This window comes from Nosocomiicoccus massiliensis (assembly GCF_002871345.2).
Taxonomy (GTDB): Bacteria; Bacillota; Bacilli; order Staphylococcales; family Salinicoccaceae; genus Nosocomiicoccus; species Nosocomiicoccus ampullae_A.
On the sequence record NZ_CP136964.1, the window covers coordinates 1,461,643 to 1,478,729 of the forward strand.

Annotated in this window: 18 protein-coding genes and 1 pseudogene; 15 read left to right on the forward strand and 4 right to left on the reverse strand. The window is 36.3% G+C overall.

The annotated features are described in order from the left end of the window. The first annotated feature begins 100 nt into the window (after positions 1-100). The 5 genes from CJ229_RS07675 to CJ229_RS07695 all read left to right on the forward strand — a co-directional run bounded on the left by CJ229_RS07675 (position 101) and on the right by CJ229_RS07695 (position 3,969). Positions 101-1,063: an ABC transporter permease gene (locus CJ229_RS07675; RefSeq protein WP_070623525.1), complete on the forward strand. Its 963-nt coding sequence runs from the start codon at positions 101-103 to the stop codon at positions 1,061-1,063. After that, positions 1,056-2,018, forward strand: a complete 963-nt coding sequence (locus CJ229_RS07680) for an iron chelate uptake ABC transporter family permease subunit (protein WP_070623517.1) — start codon at positions 1,056-1,058, stop codon at positions 2,016-2,018. Before CJ229_RS07675 ends, CJ229_RS07680 begins: the two co-directional genes overlap by 8 nt. Further along, complete coding sequence (locus CJ229_RS07685; protein WP_068129807.1) at positions 2,015-2,812, forward strand: iron ABC transporter ATP-binding protein; 798 nt, start codon at positions 2,015-2,017, stop codon at positions 2,810-2,812. Before CJ229_RS07680 ends, CJ229_RS07685 begins: the two co-directional genes overlap by 4 nt. Positions 2,813-2,891: 79 nt before the next feature. Continuing rightward, on the forward strand, positions 2,892-3,386 hold the full coding sequence (locus CJ229_RS07690; RefSeq protein WP_317846556.1) for a substrate-binding domain-containing protein: 495 nt from the start codon (positions 2,892-2,894) through the stop codon (positions 3,384-3,386). After that, on the forward strand, positions 3,340-3,969 hold the full coding sequence (locus CJ229_RS07695) for an ABC transporter substrate-binding protein (RefSeq protein ID WP_317846557.1): 630 nt from the start codon (positions 3,340-3,342) through the stop codon (positions 3,967-3,969). Before CJ229_RS07690 ends, CJ229_RS07695 begins: the two co-directional genes overlap by 47 nt. Before the next feature lie 19 nt (positions 3,970-3,988). Here CJ229_RS07695 and murB read toward each other — a convergent pair whose 3' ends face one another. Beyond that, on the reverse strand, positions 3,989-4,912 hold the full coding sequence (gene murB, locus CJ229_RS07700; RefSeq protein WP_068129815.1) for a UDP-N-acetylmuramate dehydrogenase: 924 nt from the start codon (positions 4,910-4,912) through the stop codon (positions 3,989-3,991). 98 nt (positions 4,913-5,010) lie between these two features. Between murB and CJ229_RS07705 the strand changes: the two genes are divergently transcribed. The 3 genes and pseudogenes from CJ229_RS07705 to CJ229_RS07715 all read left to right on the forward strand — a co-directional run. Beyond that, positions 5,011-5,901 carry an EMYY motif lipoprotein gene (locus tag CJ229_RS07705; protein ID WP_070709356.1) on the forward strand — a complete coding sequence of 297 codons (891 nt, stop codon included), beginning with the start codon at positions 5,011-5,013 and terminating at the stop codon, positions 5,899-5,901. Between the two features lie 72 nt (positions 5,902-5,973). Next, positions 5,974-6,516: a helix-turn-helix domain-containing protein gene (locus CJ229_RS07710; protein ID WP_317846558.1), complete on the forward strand. Its 543-nt coding sequence runs from the start codon at positions 5,974-5,976 to the stop codon at positions 6,514-6,516. After that, positions 6,486-7,388: pseudogene (locus CJ229_RS07715) on the forward strand (IS3 family transposase); the annotation flags it as partial. The gene CJ229_RS07710 and the pseudogene CJ229_RS07715, both read left to right, overlap by 31 nt. Positions 7,389-7,445: 57 nt before the next feature. On the opposite strand, the gene CJ229_RS07720 reads toward CJ229_RS07715, so the two are convergent. Next, positions 7,446-7,661 (reverse strand): hypothetical protein, encoded by a 216-nt coding sequence (locus tag CJ229_RS07720; protein ID WP_040929472.1) that lies wholly within the window; start codon positions 7,659-7,661, stop codon positions 7,446-7,448. A gap of 96 nt (positions 7,662-7,757) precedes the next feature. Here CJ229_RS07720 and ytxJ point away from each other — a divergent pair, with 96 nt between their 5' ends. Next, a complete protein-coding gene (ytxJ, locus tag CJ229_RS07725; protein ID WP_040929471.1) occupies positions 7,758-8,078 on the forward strand; it encodes a bacillithiol system redox-active protein YtxJ in 321 nt (106 codons plus the stop codon). A gap of 29 nt (positions 8,079-8,107) precedes the next feature. Here the strand turns inward: ytxJ and CJ229_RS07730 are convergent, their stop codons facing one another. After that, positions 8,108-9,157 carry a GGDEF domain-containing protein gene (locus CJ229_RS07730; protein ID WP_180953426.1) on the reverse strand — a complete coding sequence of 350 codons (1,050 nt, stop codon included), beginning with the start codon at positions 9,155-9,157 and terminating at the stop codon, positions 8,108-8,110. Between the two features lie 130 nt (positions 9,158-9,287). Between CJ229_RS07730 and CJ229_RS07735 the strand changes: the two genes are divergently transcribed. Continuing rightward, entirely contained in the window at positions 9,288-10,340 is a 1,053-nt protein-coding gene (locus tag CJ229_RS07735) for a glycosyltransferase family 4 protein (RefSeq protein ID WP_102167884.1), read from the forward strand. On the opposite strand, the gene CJ229_RS07740 is transcribed toward CJ229_RS07735, so the two are convergent. Then, entirely contained in the window at positions 10,337-10,969 is a 633-nt protein-coding gene (locus tag CJ229_RS07740; protein ID WP_102167883.1) for a YigZ family protein, read from the reverse strand. The two genes, CJ229_RS07735 and CJ229_RS07740, sit on opposite strands and share 4 nt — an antisense overlap. An 82-nt stretch (positions 10,970-11,051) precedes the next feature. On the opposite strand from CJ229_RS07740, the gene CJ229_RS07745 reads away from it, so the two are divergent. The 5 genes from CJ229_RS07745 (at position 11,052) to secA (ending at position 17,084) form a co-directional block, all read left to right on the forward strand. Then, the gene (locus CJ229_RS07745; RefSeq protein WP_068129834.1) at positions 11,052-11,927 is read left to right on the forward strand and encodes a DegV family protein; all 876 of its coding nucleotides are present in this window, start codon (positions 11,052-11,054) and stop codon (positions 11,925-11,927) included. A 66-nt stretch (positions 11,928-11,993) separates the two neighbouring features. Further along, positions 11,994-13,250 (forward strand): DEAD/DEAH box helicase family protein, encoded by a 1,257-nt coding sequence (locus CJ229_RS07750; protein ID WP_102167882.1) that lies wholly within the window; start codon positions 11,994-11,996, stop codon positions 13,248-13,250. 98 nt (positions 13,251-13,348) lie between these two features. Then, the gene (locus CJ229_RS07755) at positions 13,349-13,852 is read left to right on the forward strand and encodes a ComF family protein (RefSeq protein WP_219718737.1); all 504 of its coding nucleotides are present in this window, start codon (positions 13,349-13,351) and stop codon (positions 13,850-13,852) included. A 38-nt stretch (positions 13,853-13,890) separates the two neighbouring features. Beyond that, complete coding sequence (gene hpf / locus CJ229_RS07760) at positions 13,891-14,445, forward strand: ribosome hibernation-promoting factor, HPF/YfiA family (RefSeq protein WP_102167880.1); 555 nt, start codon at positions 13,891-13,893, stop codon at positions 14,443-14,445. Positions 14,446-14,558: 113 nt separating this feature from the next. Beyond that, positions 14,559-17,084 carry a preprotein translocase subunit SecA gene (gene secA, locus CJ229_RS07765; RefSeq protein WP_102167879.1) on the forward strand — a complete coding sequence of 842 codons (2,526 nt, stop codon included), beginning with the start codon at positions 14,559-14,561 and terminating at the stop codon, positions 17,082-17,084. The last annotated feature ends 3 nt before the right edge of the window (positions 17,085-17,087 follow it).

Here is a 17,087-nt window from a genome sequence, read left to right on the forward strand (position 1 = left end):
GAGTGGTTTTTCTCTATTATGCTTGTAAATAGAGAATCGTGTAGTATAATGATAAATAGAAATTCAGTGAGAATGATTATCAATTAGGCGGTTTCACATGATGAAGAAATTATTTAGGCTAGATGTACTAATCATTGTGCTCATATTAGTATCGATACTTTCTCTATTTGTTGGAGTAAGTAGTTTGCCTTTATCAGATATATTTAATTTAAATGAGCAACAAAAGACAGTTTTATTACATAGTAGAATACCGCGTACTGTATCAATTATCATTGCAGGTGCTGCTCTTGCGACATCTGGTTTAATTATGCAACAGCTCACGCGTAACAAGTTCGTATCACCTACGACAGCAGGGACGATGGAATGGGCGCAACTCGGTATTTTAATCGGAATGATATTTTTCCCGGCAGCGAATATGTTAATGAAATTATCATTTGCAACTGCGCTATCACTTATCGGGACGTTAATCTTCATGCAGATTATTACACGTATTAAATTTAAAGATATCATTTTCGTTCCACTGATCGGTATTATGCTCGGTGGGGTCGTTTCGAGTATCGGGACGTTTTTAGCACTTAGAACGAATAACTTACAATCCATCGGTGCGTGGATGCACGGCAGTTTCTCTACGCTAGTCACTGGGCGATACGAGATTTTATATATTAGTATTCCGTTATTGCTATTAGCAATTTTTTATGCACATCAGTTTACAGTTGCTGGTATGGGAGAAGATTTCTCTAAAAACTTAGGTCTGAATTATAAGCGTGTCGTAAATATCGGACTATTTATTACCGCTGCGATTACAGCAATTGTCGTTGTAACAGTTGGTATGCTACCGTTTTTAGGGTTAATCGTTCCGAACATCGTCTCTATTTTTAGAGGGGATCATTTACGCAGTACGATTTTCTTAACAGCAACACTCGGTGGGATATTCGTTATGATCTGTGACATCATCGGCCGTGTGATTATTTACCCGTACGAAGTGTCTGTTGGACTCGTCATCGCTGTATTTGGTAGTGCAATCTTCCTATTTATGATTTATAGGAGGGTAAAGCATGCATAGTAATAAGAAAAATATAACGCTTTTAATCGTTTTATCAGTCGTTGCACTTGGACTTATAGCATTTTACATGTTGTACGGTATAAATTTTAAGATTTTACATTATCAACTACCGTCAAGAATGCTCCGTACGTTCGCAATTATTATCGTTGCTACCGCAATCGCAGTATCAACGGTAGTGTTCCAGACGATTGTTAAAAATAGAATCATTACTCCGTCGATTATGGGGTTAGATTCGGTCTATGTATTTATACAAACAGCGATCGTATTTATTGCAGGAGTTAGTTCGCCATTACTATTTAATGACGCGTATAACTATTTCTTAAGTTTAATAATACTCGTCATATTTACAGTTTTTGTATTTAAATTCTTATTTAAATTGACGAAAAACAACGTCTTCATACTATTACTTATCGGTATTATACTTGGAACGTTTTTTGGAAATTTAGCAACATTTATGCAAGTGCTAATCTCTCCAGAAGATTTCATGATATTACAAGGACAGTTATTCGGATCGTTTACGAAGATAAATGAAACGTTACTTTATATCACACTCGGTATCGTCATCGTGTTACTTATCATCGTGCTACTCGATTTTTCATCGCTCGATGTGATGGCGCTCGGTAGAGATCACGCGATTAACCTCGGAGTAAACTACGACTTAAAAGTTTCGAAACTACTCATTATCGTCGCGATATTCGTATCCGCATCGACAGCACTTGTTGGACCGATTATGTTTTTAGGGCTACTCGTCGTAAACTTAGCCCATGAAATGTTTAAAACGTATAAACATTTATATCTTATTATAGGAACCACATTAATCAGCATTATCGCGTTATTAATTGGTCAGATGGTTGTACAGTTCGTATTTAAGAATAACATCGAACTAAGTGTTATCATTAACTTAGTAGGTGGAGTGTACTTTATCTATCTCATGCTAAGGAGGAGTAAGGCTTGATACAAATTAAAGGTCTTTCTAAAGCGTATGGTAACAAAAAAGTTGTCGACAACGTGTCACTCGATATAGAAAAAGGGAAACTGATGTCTTTAATCGGGCCAAACGGTGCCGGTAAAAGTACAGTAATCTCGATGGTCACTCGTTTAATGGATAAAAACAGCGGAGAAGTATTGCTAGAAGGTGAAAATTTATTTACAAAACCGGACAATGAGCTCGCTAAAAAAATATCGATTTTAAAACAGAGTAACCATTTAAATTTAAACATTACAGTACGAGAGCTTATCGCATTCGGTCGATATCCGTATTGTAAAGGGCGTTTAAAACAAGAAGATAACGAAAAAATCGACGAAGCAATTAAATATATGGGACTTCAAGATTTACAACATCGTATGATTGATGAGTTATCTGGTGGTCAGCGTCAACGCGCATTTATCGCTATGACAATTGCGCAAGATACTGAATATATATTTTTAGATGAACCACTCAACAACTTAGATATGAAACACTCAGTTCAAATTATGCAAATCTTACGTCGATTATGTCGCGATAAAAATAAGACGATAATTATCGTCATTCACGATATTAACTTTGCGTCGTGTTACTCAGATAATATCGCAGCATTAAAAGATGGCAAATTAAAAATATCTGGCACTAAAGATGAAGTCATCCAAGAAGATATTTTGAGAGATATATACGACATGGACTTACAAATACAAAACGTCTGTGGTCACCGTATTTGTATTTACTTCGATGGTGAAGCTGTTGAATCACGTCAAGTATTTGGGGCAGTCTAGTCGTTTAAATTTTAAGGAGGTGATGGGTGCGCTACAGCTTGAAATTTAGTGGGGGCTAAATTTAGAAGGAGAAGTTTCAATGAACATTAAAAAATTATCTGCATTACTTTTATTATTTTTAGGAGTGATTGTACTTGCTGCATGTAGTAACGGTGGCGGTACAGATCAGTCAGAGACAAAAGAAGAACCAGCTAAAGATGATGAGGAAACTGTAGAAACAACAGTTCCATACACAAATAACTTTGATATGAGTCTTACAACAGAACGTGATAGCGATACTGAAGCTGTTGACGAAACAATTGACGTAATTAAAAATTCTAACAAAGTAGTTTTATTAGACTTAGGGGTTGCATCAACATTTGAAGCACTAGGTTTACAAGATAACGTTATCGCGTTACCTAAAGGTGAGAACGACTCTATTCTTGGACCTGAGCTAGAAACTTATAAAGATGAGAAGTATGTAAACCTCGGTGGGTTAAAAGATTCCAGACTTCGAGAAAATTGCAGAGTTAGATCCAGAAATCATCATGATTGGTGGACGTCAAGCAAACAAACCATCAATCGAAGAATTTAAAAAGGCAGCACCTAACGCATCAATTATTTATGTAAGTGCTCAATCTGACAACTACTTTGAAGACATTAAAGAAATGACGACATTTATCGGAGAATTATACGATAAACAATCAGACGCAGAAGCGTTAAACAAAGAATTAGATGAAAAAATCGAAGAAACTAAAAACTTAGTTTCCGAAAAAGATAAAACGATGATGTTCATCCAAACAAATGGTGGCGACCTATCACTACACGGCCCAGGCGGACGTTATGATTTCTTATACAATCCAATCGGATTCAAATCTTCCGAAGGTGACTCAGAAGACAAAACTGCGTCACATGGTAACCAAATTTCATTTGAGTACATCTCTAAAGCAAACCCAAGTATGATTTTAGTGATGGACCGTGGTGCAGCGATTAGTAACGGTGAGGATGCTACAAAAGTAGACGTACTTAAAACTGATGTTACTAACAACGTAGATGCTGTAAAAGATGATAACATCTTTGAATTAAATTCAGTAAGATGGTACTTAAACTCTGGTGGTCACGCGTCAGCGATTGGCCAACTAGAAGAATTACAAGGGTTTTTAAATGAAGTAAAATAATTAAAAAACGATCCAAGATTTAATCTTGGATCGTTTTTTCTGTATGTTCACCGATAATTCTAACTTCGCGCTGTAACAGCACGTCATACTTTTCTTTAACGACTTGTTGTACGTGGTGAATTAACTCTTCGTAATCACTACCTGTACCGTTGTCGATGTTTACCATAAACCCGGCATGCTTTTTAGAAACTTCCACGCCACCCACTCTATGTCCTTGTAGACCACTATCTTGAATCAGTTTTCCCGCAAAGTGTCCCGGGGGTCTTTGGAATACCGAACCACAAGACGGTAAATCAAGCGGTTGTTTTGATTCACGTAAAAACGTCAGCTCATCCATTTTCGCATTTATTTCAGATGAACTACCTTCTTCTAATTTAAATGTCGCTTCGACGACTAAATATCCATTCTCTTGAACGATACTTTGTCTATATCCGAGGTGTAATTCCTCATTTGTTAAAGTTAATAATTCTCCATCTGGCGTAATTACTGATGCTTCTACGAGGCAGTCTTTTAATTCGCCACCGTACGCTCCAGCGTTCATATATACAGCGCCTCCGACGCTGCCTGGAATGCCACACGCAAATTCTAATCCAGTTAGTGAATGGTCGCGCGCAAAACGTGATACGTCAATAATTCGACTACCACTGCCTGACGTAATATAATCGCCATCACGTTTAATTTCTTTTAACTCTAACGTGTTTAACACAATCCCTCTAATGCCACCGTCTCTAATAATTAAATTCGAACCATTTCCAAGATACGTAATTGGTATTGAATACTCTTTTGCAAAACGGATAGTTTCCATTGCATCGTGAATATTATATACTGATATATAGTAATCTGCATTACCACCAGTATGTGAATACGTATAGCGTTGTAATGGTTCATCTGTTTTAATGACAGAATTTGTTAGACGCTCGCGTAAGGATTTTTCAATGTTCATAACAAAAGTCCTTTCTCAATACGAATCAATTACTATTATAAACGGGAATACAAAAAAAGACTAGAATAACCATGCAAGAGGAAGGGTGAGATTCTAGCATGTTTCGATATTTAAAGTTAACGATATTACTCGGCACAGTCTTCATTATATCTGCGTGCCAGTCATCGTTAGAAAGTGACATCCAGCAATATGAAGAAAATATGGAAGATATTTATGAACTCGACCGACAATTTCTTGAGGCACTCGACGAACTCGACTTAAAGCAACTAGAGACAGTCTATGCAACAGAGGCAGATGTTTCAAAAGATGACATCGCTGAAATTAAAAAAGTAGTCGATGAATCTCTCGTCCCATTGTCGACTAAAATGAATGAAAAAATAGAAACGGTAGAAGTTTCAAACGAAGAGTTAAAAGAAGTGCATGAAGATTATGTAGAGAGTTTAGAGTTAAAAGAAACGTTCGCGAAAGAGCTCGGACGTGGGATCGATTTATATTTATCGTATAAAGAGTCGACAAATCAACTCATTAAAGACGGTGAAGCCGTCAGTGCGGCAAAAAAAGAACGTCAGTCTATTATCCAAGGCAACCACTCTAAAGTAGCTGCAGCAGAAATCGACCAAGTGATAGACATCGTCAATGAGCGTAGTGGTGAGCTTGAAGAAAATGTCGGTTTATTACAAAGCGATAACGATGTAGCTGAGAAACAACGCATTGTGGATGAAGTACTAATGCCAATTTTAGATACACAAATCGACAAATTAAATCAATTATCACTTGAAACTGACGAAGCAAAATCTGTACGAAGTATCAGTTTAGAAATGTTTTATACATTCAAATCATATTACAAAGAACGTATTAACATCATCCAAGTATACGAAGAAGAACAAAATCTTCAAATTCAAAACATCGTTCCAAAAACAGAATCGTTTAATAAACTTGATATGACGTACTCAGAAAAACTGAATCAATTAAAAGAATCTACAAAATAATAACTGCACATCAATATTTGAGGTGCACCCCTAAAGTTGGACACTAAAATCCAACTTTAGGGGTGTTTTTGTATGAAGTATAAAAAGCATAGCTTTGAATTTAAGGTAAAAGTAGTTAATGAATATTTAAATGAAGCAGGAGGATATAAATTTTTAGGTGAAAAGTATAATGTGGATAGATTGCTTGTTCAAACATGGGTAAAACAATACAACACATATGGCTATCAGGGCCTCACTAAATCTCTAAGTAATACTCAATATACTAGTGAATTTAAGCGAGCTGTTTTAAAATATAGAGAAGAAAATCAATTGTCTTATAGAGAAACAGCGGAACACTTTGGTATCAAGCATTTTTCAACAATCGCTAACTGGAATCGCAAGATTCAAGAAGGTGGCCCAGCTGCTCTAGAGGGCAAACAAGGGAGACCAATAAAACATATGCCTAATAAAGAAAATAACCAAAAACAAGTATCGAAGAGTGAACCACTGAATGAAACAGAACGCGAAGAGTTAGAACGTCTAAGAGAAGAACTAAGAATGAAAGAACTGGAAAATATCATTCTAAAAAAGTTAAATGCCTTACCGACAGATCCAACAGACAAAAAACGAAAGTAGCGCTTGAGGTAAGGCAAGAAACGACTTATACACTAAAAGAGATTTTAACAGTGTTGAAGCTACCGAAGTCTGTATATTACTACTGGATAAAACATATGGATGATCAGAAACAAAAAGATCGATGGCTAGTAAATAAAATTAAAGAAATTGTATCAAAACATAAAGGTAGATATGGTTACAGAAGAATCAAAGCGATACTCGAAAACAGAGAACAAATTGTGGTGAATCATAAGCGCTTGTTACGCATTATGAAAACCTATAATTTACTATGTCAAAAATTCAAAAACAAATCGAGAACACGTTACAGTTCATATAAAGGACAAGTTGGAAAAGTCGCTCCAAATAAGGTAAAGCGTAACTTTAAGCCGAAAACATTTAATCAACTATGGGTCACAGATGTCACAGAGTTTGCGTTACCTATCAAAGGCAAGAAACTATATTTATCAACGATTATGGATTGTTATAACTCTGAAGTGATTGCCTATCAATTAAGTCGTTCACCAAACCTAGCAATCGCTATAAATCCTTTAAATAAAGCACTTGAGGAACACCAACACAATCTAAACCAATTAGTTGTTCACTCGGATCAAGGATTTCATTATCAGCATAGTAGTTGGGGAAATACCATAACAGAATATGGTGCAACAATGAGTATGTCACGTAAAGGAAACTGTTTAGATAATTCACCGATGGAGAACTTCTTTGGCTTATTAAAGCAGGAAATGTTTTATGGAGAAGTATTCAAGACATATGAAGCATTAGAGATTGCAGTACATGAATATATTAGATACTATAATAAAGATAGAATTAAGCTAAAATTAAAAGGCATGTCTCCTGAAGAATTCAGGAAACATACCTTACAATCTGCATAATTCCAAAAGTCCAACTTTTGGGTAGCACATCATATTGATGTGCAGTTTTCCATTTCATTATTTCTTTGTCGGATCTTCCATTTTACCGTCACGTATTCTAGAGATGATAATGTTTCTAGAAATGACTGTAACCATCCAAAATGCGAATACAATCACAAAAATCCAAGATACGAGTGCGTTATTTTGGAAATCCAGTACGTATAAAAACACAACGATTAAAAGTGTCGCGTTAATCGTGTCTAAAATCGTCCAACGTTTTAATTCTCTTTGCATATTTTTCACCCTTTCAAATTGTACTAAATTGATTTTAATTTGATTTTAATATAAAACCGTGATAAATTAATTAAAGCTATTAAGGAGTTGTTCAAGATGTTAACAAAGATAACATCAATCGAGTCATTTGACCGATTGCTCGAAGAAAAGCCATATTTTTACTTTATGAAACATAGTAACACATGTCCAATCTCTGCGACAGCGTTTGAGGAGTTTCAAAAGTTTCACTATGAACGTGATATCGATGGCTATTATTTAATCGTTCGAGATCACAGAGAACTTTCAAACTACATTGCTGAAAAATTTAACATTAAACACGAATCACCACAAGCGTTTTACTTTGAAAATGGTGAAGTGAAGTGGCACGATTCACATAGTAAAATAACAGTTCAAGCACTTGCACGTGTTGAAGATTAAAACAGGAAACTGAAATGTTTCCTGTTTTTTTATCCAACTGGAGCAAACATAATTCTATTTTGTCCTTGTTTTTTCGCTGCAAAAAGCATGTTGTCTGCTTGGCGAATGACGTCTTTTTTAAGCATCGTCTGAGTCGACTTATAACCGATGCCAATAGATACAGTCATGTTAACGACGTGCGTATCATCAATGTGGAACTTTGTATGTTCAACAGTGTAACGAATCGCCTCACCAAGACGGACTGTCTGGTCAAACGATAAATTTGGAATGACCATCGAGAACTCTTCTCCTGTACTTCTAAACATCTCCCCACCTGTAGGTAGATGGTTTTTTAACAGGCGAGCAATTTGTTTAATGAGCTCGTCCCCAGAATCATATCCGTTGATATCATTAAAAAACTTAAAGTTATCGATGTCGATTAATAATATGCTGACGTTTTCTTCTTCTTTAAACAATTTGTCGATGAAGCGGTCAAACATTTTAACGTTACCAAGTTTTGTGAGACGGTCGTAATATTTATATTTTTCTCTATTGATAAAGAAGTTAAATGTTCGATTAATGTCTTCGTATACTAACAATATAAAGATAGTTGCACATAAAGACGATAAGAAAAATGCGACTAACGTCTTATCGCTAATTGGTGTGACGAAAATATACAACGTAATCAAGTACACGACAGTGAAAAGTCCACTCGACAATATGATAATACTCGTCCTAGGTGTCTTAATGAACGGTACAATCATTTGATAAAGAACCATGAGCACTAAAAATATCACAAACTGGATGAGGTCGTATTGAAATAAGAAATGATAAAACAAAAATACGATTGCAATCGATAATATTTTATACGGTATTTTATTGTGTAAAAACAATAGAATCATCGGTATGTAATATAACGATAACGTGACGTCCCCGATATGTAAAGGGACCATAAGTGATAATACGGCTAGAGCAGTCATCATTAAACTTTGGAATAGGAGTGGATTTTTAACGCCTTTTCTAAATTTATACTGCAATCTATAAAATACATAGATTCCACTAATAATGAGCGCGATATTTAATATAAAGTTTATAATCATTTGCATACCGCCTTTTTGAGCAAATTCATATCATATTATACAGTGTTTTAAATTTAAATGAAATTAAGTGGTAGGAGTATTTAATAGCGAATTATGATATAGTTAATAAGAATAATTAGCAGGTGAGGATATGTATACATTATTTCTATTAATATTATCTGCAATCATATCATTCATCGTTGCACCGATATTTATAAAGTTAAGTTATAAGTTTGGGTTTGTCGATTATCCAAACCATAGAAAACAACATGCGAAACCAATGCCGTTTTCCGGCGGGATATCGATTTTTGTATCGTTTGTAATTACATTAATTATCGCTCGACCGATCGAACCAGAATACATACCGATTATTCTCGGTGGAGGGTTAATTGTATTAATTGGTATTATCGACGATAAATATGATCTAAAACCGAGTATTAAATTCATTGGACAACTCGTTGTTATTACGATACCCGTGATGTTTGGGGTTGTCATTGATACGATTACGCCGTTTGGGATAACGGTAGATTTTGGTATATTTGCGATTCCATTTACGTATTTATGGATCGCAGTGATCATTAACGCAGTTAACTTAATTGATGGATTAGACGGATTAGCCTCTGGTGTAACAGTTATAGCTTTAGCAAGTATTGCAGTAATTGCGATTTTACAAAATAATATATTTGTCATGATGATAAGCGTGATTCTTATCGGGTCAACGCTCGGGGTTTTATATTATAACTTCTATCCAGCGAAACTCTTTTTAGGAGATAACGGATCGATGTTTTTAGGGTATGTACTCGGAGTATTATCGATATTAGGATTTAAAAACGTGACGTTTTTCTCTATTTTATTCCCAATTATCATTCTTGGCGTACCGTTTATCGATATAACATTTGCAGCCGTTAGACGGTATAGAGAAGGAGTCTCACTGACGCGCGCCGATAGAGGGCATTTGCACCATAGGTTACAATACTTAGGGTTTACGCACCGTCAAAGTGTGATTTTACTTTACTTTATGGCAACGCTATTTGCGTTTGCATCAGTAATTTTATATTTATCTACAGTGACAGGTGCAGTACTCATTTGTTTACTGCTTATCTTATCGGTCGTCATTATAGTAGAAGCGACGGATTTGATAGGATCAACCCGCCGCCCGATTTTAAGATTTGTTAAACGAATGTTTATATATATGAATCGCTAGACGAGTGTACGTTCTGCCATTTCTACTTCTGAAGTAGACATCGTAAACGTATCACTCGTTATTTTTTGGAGTTCACTTTTAACATCTTCTACTTTTTCTTCTGAAATGATCAGTTGATACGTGACTTTGTCTGTATATTTCTGATCTCTAATCTCGATTTGTTCTTGTTCTAAAAAATGTTCGAAACGTTTCGTGAATGTATAATCTAATACGATCATGGACGGCACCATCGGAACGAGATATACTTTACCGCTCGCTTTTACAGCTTCAGCAGCTCCACTTGAATATGCGCGGATTAGCCCACCGGCTCCGAGCTTAATGCCACCGAAGTAACGCGTAACGACGATCGTCGTATTGTACAACTCTTCACGCTTTAATACTTCTAAAATTGGAATGCCTGCTGTTCCTTGAGGTTCTCCATCATCATCGGCTCGCTGAATGAGTGCATTTTCTCCAATAATGTAAGCACTACAATTATGAGTTGCGTCTTTATGTGTTTGCTTAATTTCATTTATAAATTGTTTTGCTTCATCTTCAGTTTCAGTACGTGCGATATACGATATAAACGTTGAACGTTTAATATCGATTTCAACAGACGTATTTAATTTGTTCATGTAAATTTGTTCCATCGTGTACACCTCTTTAAAACAGTTTAACATAGAGCGGTTTTAGTGTAATATAGAAACGAGTGCTAATATGTGAGGGATATTTATGAAAATAGCAATTGTAGTAGATTCAACAGCATACTTATCAGATGAAATTAAAGAAAAAAATGACATTTATACAATACCTTTAAACACAATTTTTGGCGATGACACGTACCGAGAAGATATCGATATTACGCCTGAAGAATTTTATGACAAAATGCGCGCACAAGAAGAACTTCCTATGACGTCTCAACCGTCTATTGGAGACTATATTCTTCTATTAGAAGAACTTTATAAAAAAGGGTATACAGACGTGATCAGTTTCCACTTATCGAGTTCAATTAGTGGAACATTACAAAACGCAGTCGCAGCGGGACAAAGTGTAGAAGGAATTACACTACATGCAGTCGATTCAAAAATCGCGTGTACGCCACTCGGTTTACTTGCAGTCTATGCCGCGCAACATAAAGATGATACGCCACTAGAAGAGTTGTTAGAAACACTCAACCGTTTTACCAATAAAGACTATTTAGACGCATACTTTGTCGTCGATGATCTAACGAATTTAAAAAAGGGTGGTAGACTTTCAAACGCACAAGCGTTCGTCGGTCAATTGCTAAAAATCAAACCGATTTTACAATTTGAAGAAGGTAAAATCGTTGCGATTCAAAAAATCCGTACGAAGAAAAAAGCGTTAAGTAAAGTAGAAGACCTCGTTCAAGAAGCCATCGACAAACAAGCAGGCGACAATATCGTGTTAACGGTCATTCACGCTAATATTGAAGATGAAGCAAAAGAATTCCAAGCAAAACTTGCAAGTAAATTTAAAGATGCAACAGTACTTATCAGTCACTTTGGACCAGTTATCGGTACACATTTAGGTGAACATGCAATCGGAGTCTCGATTACATCGTTTGATGTCGATGTCACAGGATTTTAATCAATCATAAATATTATATATAAACACGCAGCGTATTTCGTTGCGTGTTTTTTTATTGGAGTGTATATGAAATTTACAAGAACGAAATCAAACACAACGATTTACTCTAAAGTCGGTGTTAAAAAAGAAAATGGTGCGTACAAATGCATAAGATGTGGCAATCAAAATCAGAATCTATTTTATTCGTATTCAGATTTCTTCGGAGACGTCACGTATTGTATGCACTGCGTGACACTTGGTAGAAGCGATAGCCGTAAACCGTTACGTGTTATCTCACCGATACGCTACCGTAAGTTTATGCCGTATGTTTTAAACTTTGAGTTAAACTCCGAGCAGTTAAAAGCGCAAACACGTATTGTAGATGCGATTCAACATAATCACGATCTAATGATTTATGCAGTAACTGGAGCAGGGAAAACAGAAATTACATTTCGCGGTATACAATATGCAAGAAGTTTAGGTATGAATGTATTATTCGTTTCGCCGAGAATCGATGTCATACGAGAAATATATTTACGGTTAACAGATGCGTTTAAAGACGCACGGATCGACTTATTATACGGAGAAGAAAAAATTGAAGCGGATTTTGTCTTTACAGTGTCGACAGTCCATCAATTGTTTAATTTTAGAAATCATTATGACGTTATTATTATCGACGAAGTAGATGCCTTTCCACTCGCTCGAGATGAAGTGCTCGAGTCACAAATCCAGCAATCAAAATCAACTAACGGAGTCATCATTTACTTAACTGCGACGCCGAGTAAAACTTTAATTAAGGATGTTAAAAAAGAACATATCGTCTCGATTACACGTAGGTATCACGGAGATCCTCTCGTCATGCCAAAAGTGTTTTTTACAAATGTGAAACAACATTTAAAGAAAAAGAAATTGCCGAATAGTTTCTCGCGTTTATTAAAAGAATCGATGTCAAAAGATAGAAAGGTGTTTATATTCGTACCTCACATCGACTTATTAGAGCCGATTAAAAATGTCATTATGAAAGAATTTAAAACGGTCGAAACGATTTTTAGTGGAGATCCTCATCGTAAAGAGAAGATGGATGCTATGCGAAACGGTCACATCGATATTATGATCACAACGACAATTTTAGAGCGCGGTGTCACATTTAAATGTTTAGACGTTTTCGTCATTCACGGTGAATATTTTGATGACACGTCACTCATACAAATCGCAGGACGCGTTGGACGTAAACTCGAAGATACGAAAGGCAACGTTTATATTTTTGCAAAGCACAATACGCTCGGCATCATAAAAGCATTAGAAAAAACGTATCGGTTTAATAAAGGAGATGTAAAACTATGAACTGCGTGTATTGTCATAATGAGATAGAAAGGGACTATAATCTAATTAATATATTTCTACAACCGTCTTGTTTATGTGACGGTTGTTTATCTGAATTAATGGAATTAAAAATCGATGAATCGTTTCAGTTTCATGATATGAATGTCGTAACGTTGTATGAGTATGAACGAATTGTAAAGCGGATGATACGGCGATATAAGTTTTTAGGAGATGTCGCGCTAGAAAAGGTGTTTTCGATGTTTGTAAAAGAAAAAATCCGGCTATATGATAAAGTAATCCCGGTCCCAATATCAAAGCTTCGTTTAAAAGAACGTGGGTTTAATCAAGTGACGCGCATATTAGATGATGCGGGCGTTAAATACGACGATATTTTGACGTCACATCGAACGATGCGTCAATCACAACTTTCTAAATATGAAAGAGAGACAGAGGTTAATCCATTTTCAATGCGAGAGGATATTGATTTAAAAAATCAGTCGATTATAATCGTCGACGACATATTTACGACCGGAGAAACTGTGCGCCAAGTGAGTGAAATATTAAAGGCGCATAATCCAAAGCGTATCGATGTGTTAACGTTTTCTATATCTAGAAAACTTTGATATAATTAAGGTACAAGATAACATTAGGAGGTATCATCATGATTAGAGTCGAAATTAGAGGAGAAAACATCGAAGTCACTGATGCAATTCGTTCATTTATCGAAGATAAGGTAAATAAATTAGATCGTTATTTTAACGATCAGCAAGACGTATTTGCACACGCAAACATCAAAACGTACCACAACAAAATGGGGAAAGTAGAAATTACAGTCCCAATGAAAGGCTTAACATTACGCGCGGAAGAAAGACATGACGACTTATACACTGCAGTAGACGCAGTCGTTGAAAAATTAGAACGTCAGATTAGAAAACATAAAACTAAAATTAACCGTAAATTCCGTGAAAAAGATGCAAGCCACGTAGATTTATTCCAAGTGTTAAGTGAGCAACCAGAAGAATCTAAAGATGACGATGATATTAAAATTGTAAAATCTAAAGAGTTTACGTTAAAACCGATGGATGCTGAAGAAGCAATTCTACAAATGGATATGCTTGGTCACGATTTCTTCGTGTTTAACGACCGTTATAGAGAAGCGACAAGTATCGTTTACAAACGTAAAGATGGTAAATACGGTTTAATTGAAACAAATTAATTGAACATCTAAGCCTCTAGCAAAAAGCTAGAGGCTTTTAATGTGTAAGCTTTTATTTTCAGCAAAAAATTTGGTAAAATGTAATGATAATGATTTTATAAGGAGAAATTTCGATGAGTATGTTGCGTAAATTATTCGACGGCAATAAACGCGAACTTAAATCTCTTGAAAAAGAAATGAAAAAAGTACTCGCGCTTGAAGAACGCTATAGCACATATAGCGATTCTGAACTACAGCAAGAAACTGAAAAATTTAAAGCGAAATTAACTGAACATAGTGAAGATAGAAAAAAGCAAGACAAAATTTTAGATCAAATTTTACCAGAAGCATTCGCTGTTGTACGTGAGGCATCTCAGCGTACGTTAGAAATGAAACCATTCCCTGTACAAATTATGGGTGGTATTGCACTTCATAAAGGCGACATCGCAGAGATGAAAACCGGTGAAGGTAAAACGTTAACGGCGACGATGCCGGTATATTTAAATGCCTTAACAGGACGCGGTGTACACGTAATTACTGTTAACGAATATTTATCTTCAGTACAAAGTGAAGAGATGGCAAAGTTATATAACTTCCTAGGGTTAACAGTTGGACTCAACTTAAACCAAAAAAATAGTGAAGAAAAACGTGAAGCGTATAACTGTGATATTACGTATACGACAAACAACGAGCTCGGATTTGACTACTTACGAGACAACATGGTCGCATATAAAGAAGATCGTGTGCAGCGTCCGTTAAATTACTGTGTCGTGGACGAGGTCGACTCGATTTTAATCGACGAAGCGCGTACACCGTTAATTATTTCAGGTCAAGCAGATGAGCGCGTGACGGAATACCAACAAGCACAATTATTTGTATCAACGTTAAAGAAAGAACAAGACTATACGTATGACGTGCGTAAAAATACGATTCTTTTAACTGAAGATGGTATGACAAAAGCGGAGAAATGGTATAAGTTAGATAACCTTTACGACGTTAAAAATGTTTCGACGCTTCACCATATTAACCAAGCGTTAAAAGCAAACTATACGATGGAGCGTAACGTCGATTATGTCGTGAATGACGGAGAAGTATTAATCGTCGACAAATTTACAGGTCGTACGATGCCAGGGCGTCGTTTCTCTGAAGGGTTACACCAAGCGTTAGAAGCAAAAGAAGCGGTTGAGATTCAGCGCGAATCTAAAACACTCGCATCTATTACGTTCCAAAACTTCTTTAGGCTATACAATAAGTTATCGGGTATGACAGGTACAGCTAAAACTGAAGAAGAAGAATTTTTAGATATTTACAATATGCGCGTTACGCAAATTCCGACGAACCGTCCGGTTCAACGTGAAGACTTAAACGATAGAATTTATTCGACAAAAGATAATAAATATAAGGCAGTCATCGAAGAAGTTGTCGAACGTTATAAACGTGGTCAACCGGTCTTAATCGGTACAGTCGCGGTAGAAACGTCAGAAATTATTTCTGATTTACTGCGTCGAGCGGGTGTACGCCATAACGTATTAAACGCTAAAAACCACGAACAAGAAGCTCAAATCGTTGAAGATGCGGGTCAACGTGGACAAGTTACAATCGCTACAAACATGGCCGGTCGTGGTACAGACATTAAGCTCGGTGAAGGAGTTAGAGAGCTCGGTGGACTTGCAGTTATCGGTACAGAGCGTCACGAATCACGTCGTATTGACGATCAGTTACGTGGGCGTTCAGGGCGTCAAGGTGACGTCGGAGTGAGTACGTTCTACTTATCCTTAGAAGACGACTTAATGAAACGTTTCGGATCTGAACGTATTCAAGCGATGATGGAAAAACTCGGTATGGAAAATGAAATGTTAGAAAGTCGTTTTATTACACGTAATGTAGAATCTGCACAAAAGCGTGTGGAAGGAAATAACTTCGACGCACGTAAACGTGTATTAGAATATGACGAAGTGTTAAGAACACAACGTGAAATTATATACGGTGAACGTAACGAAATTATCGACAAAAAAGACGTGAGAGACTTACTTCACGGTATGATCGATAACTCTATTGAACGCACAATTCACTATTACAATGACCAAGACAGTTCAATGATCGACTATGAAACGTTTAAAGAGTTGCTCGAGCAGTATTACGTTCGTGAAGGTGAAATTGAAATGGATGACTTAGTCGGTCAATCGACGGAGTCAATTATCGAACTCATCAAAGAAAAAGCGTATAAAGAGTTAGAGCGTAAAGAAGAGATTTTAACACCTGAACGTATGCGTCAATTTGAGCGCATGATGATGTTACGTACGATCGACCAAAAATGGACAGAGCATATCGACTCGATGGACCAACTCCGTACAGGTATTCACTTAAGATCTTACGGACAAATTAACCCGTTAAGAGAATATCAAAACGAAGGGCTAGAAATGTTTGAAGAGATGATGAACGCAATCGAAGACTCAACAGCACGTATGACTCTAAAATCAGAAGTACAATCTGACGAAGAAATTAAACGTGAACAAGTCGTCGATAAAAATAAAATGCAAGCATCTGACGGTAAAAAGAAAATGAAAAAGCAACCGGTCGTTAAAAAACAAACAGTTGGCAGAAACGATCCATGTCCATGTGGGTCTGGTAAAAAGTACAAAAACTGCCACGGTGCTTAAGGA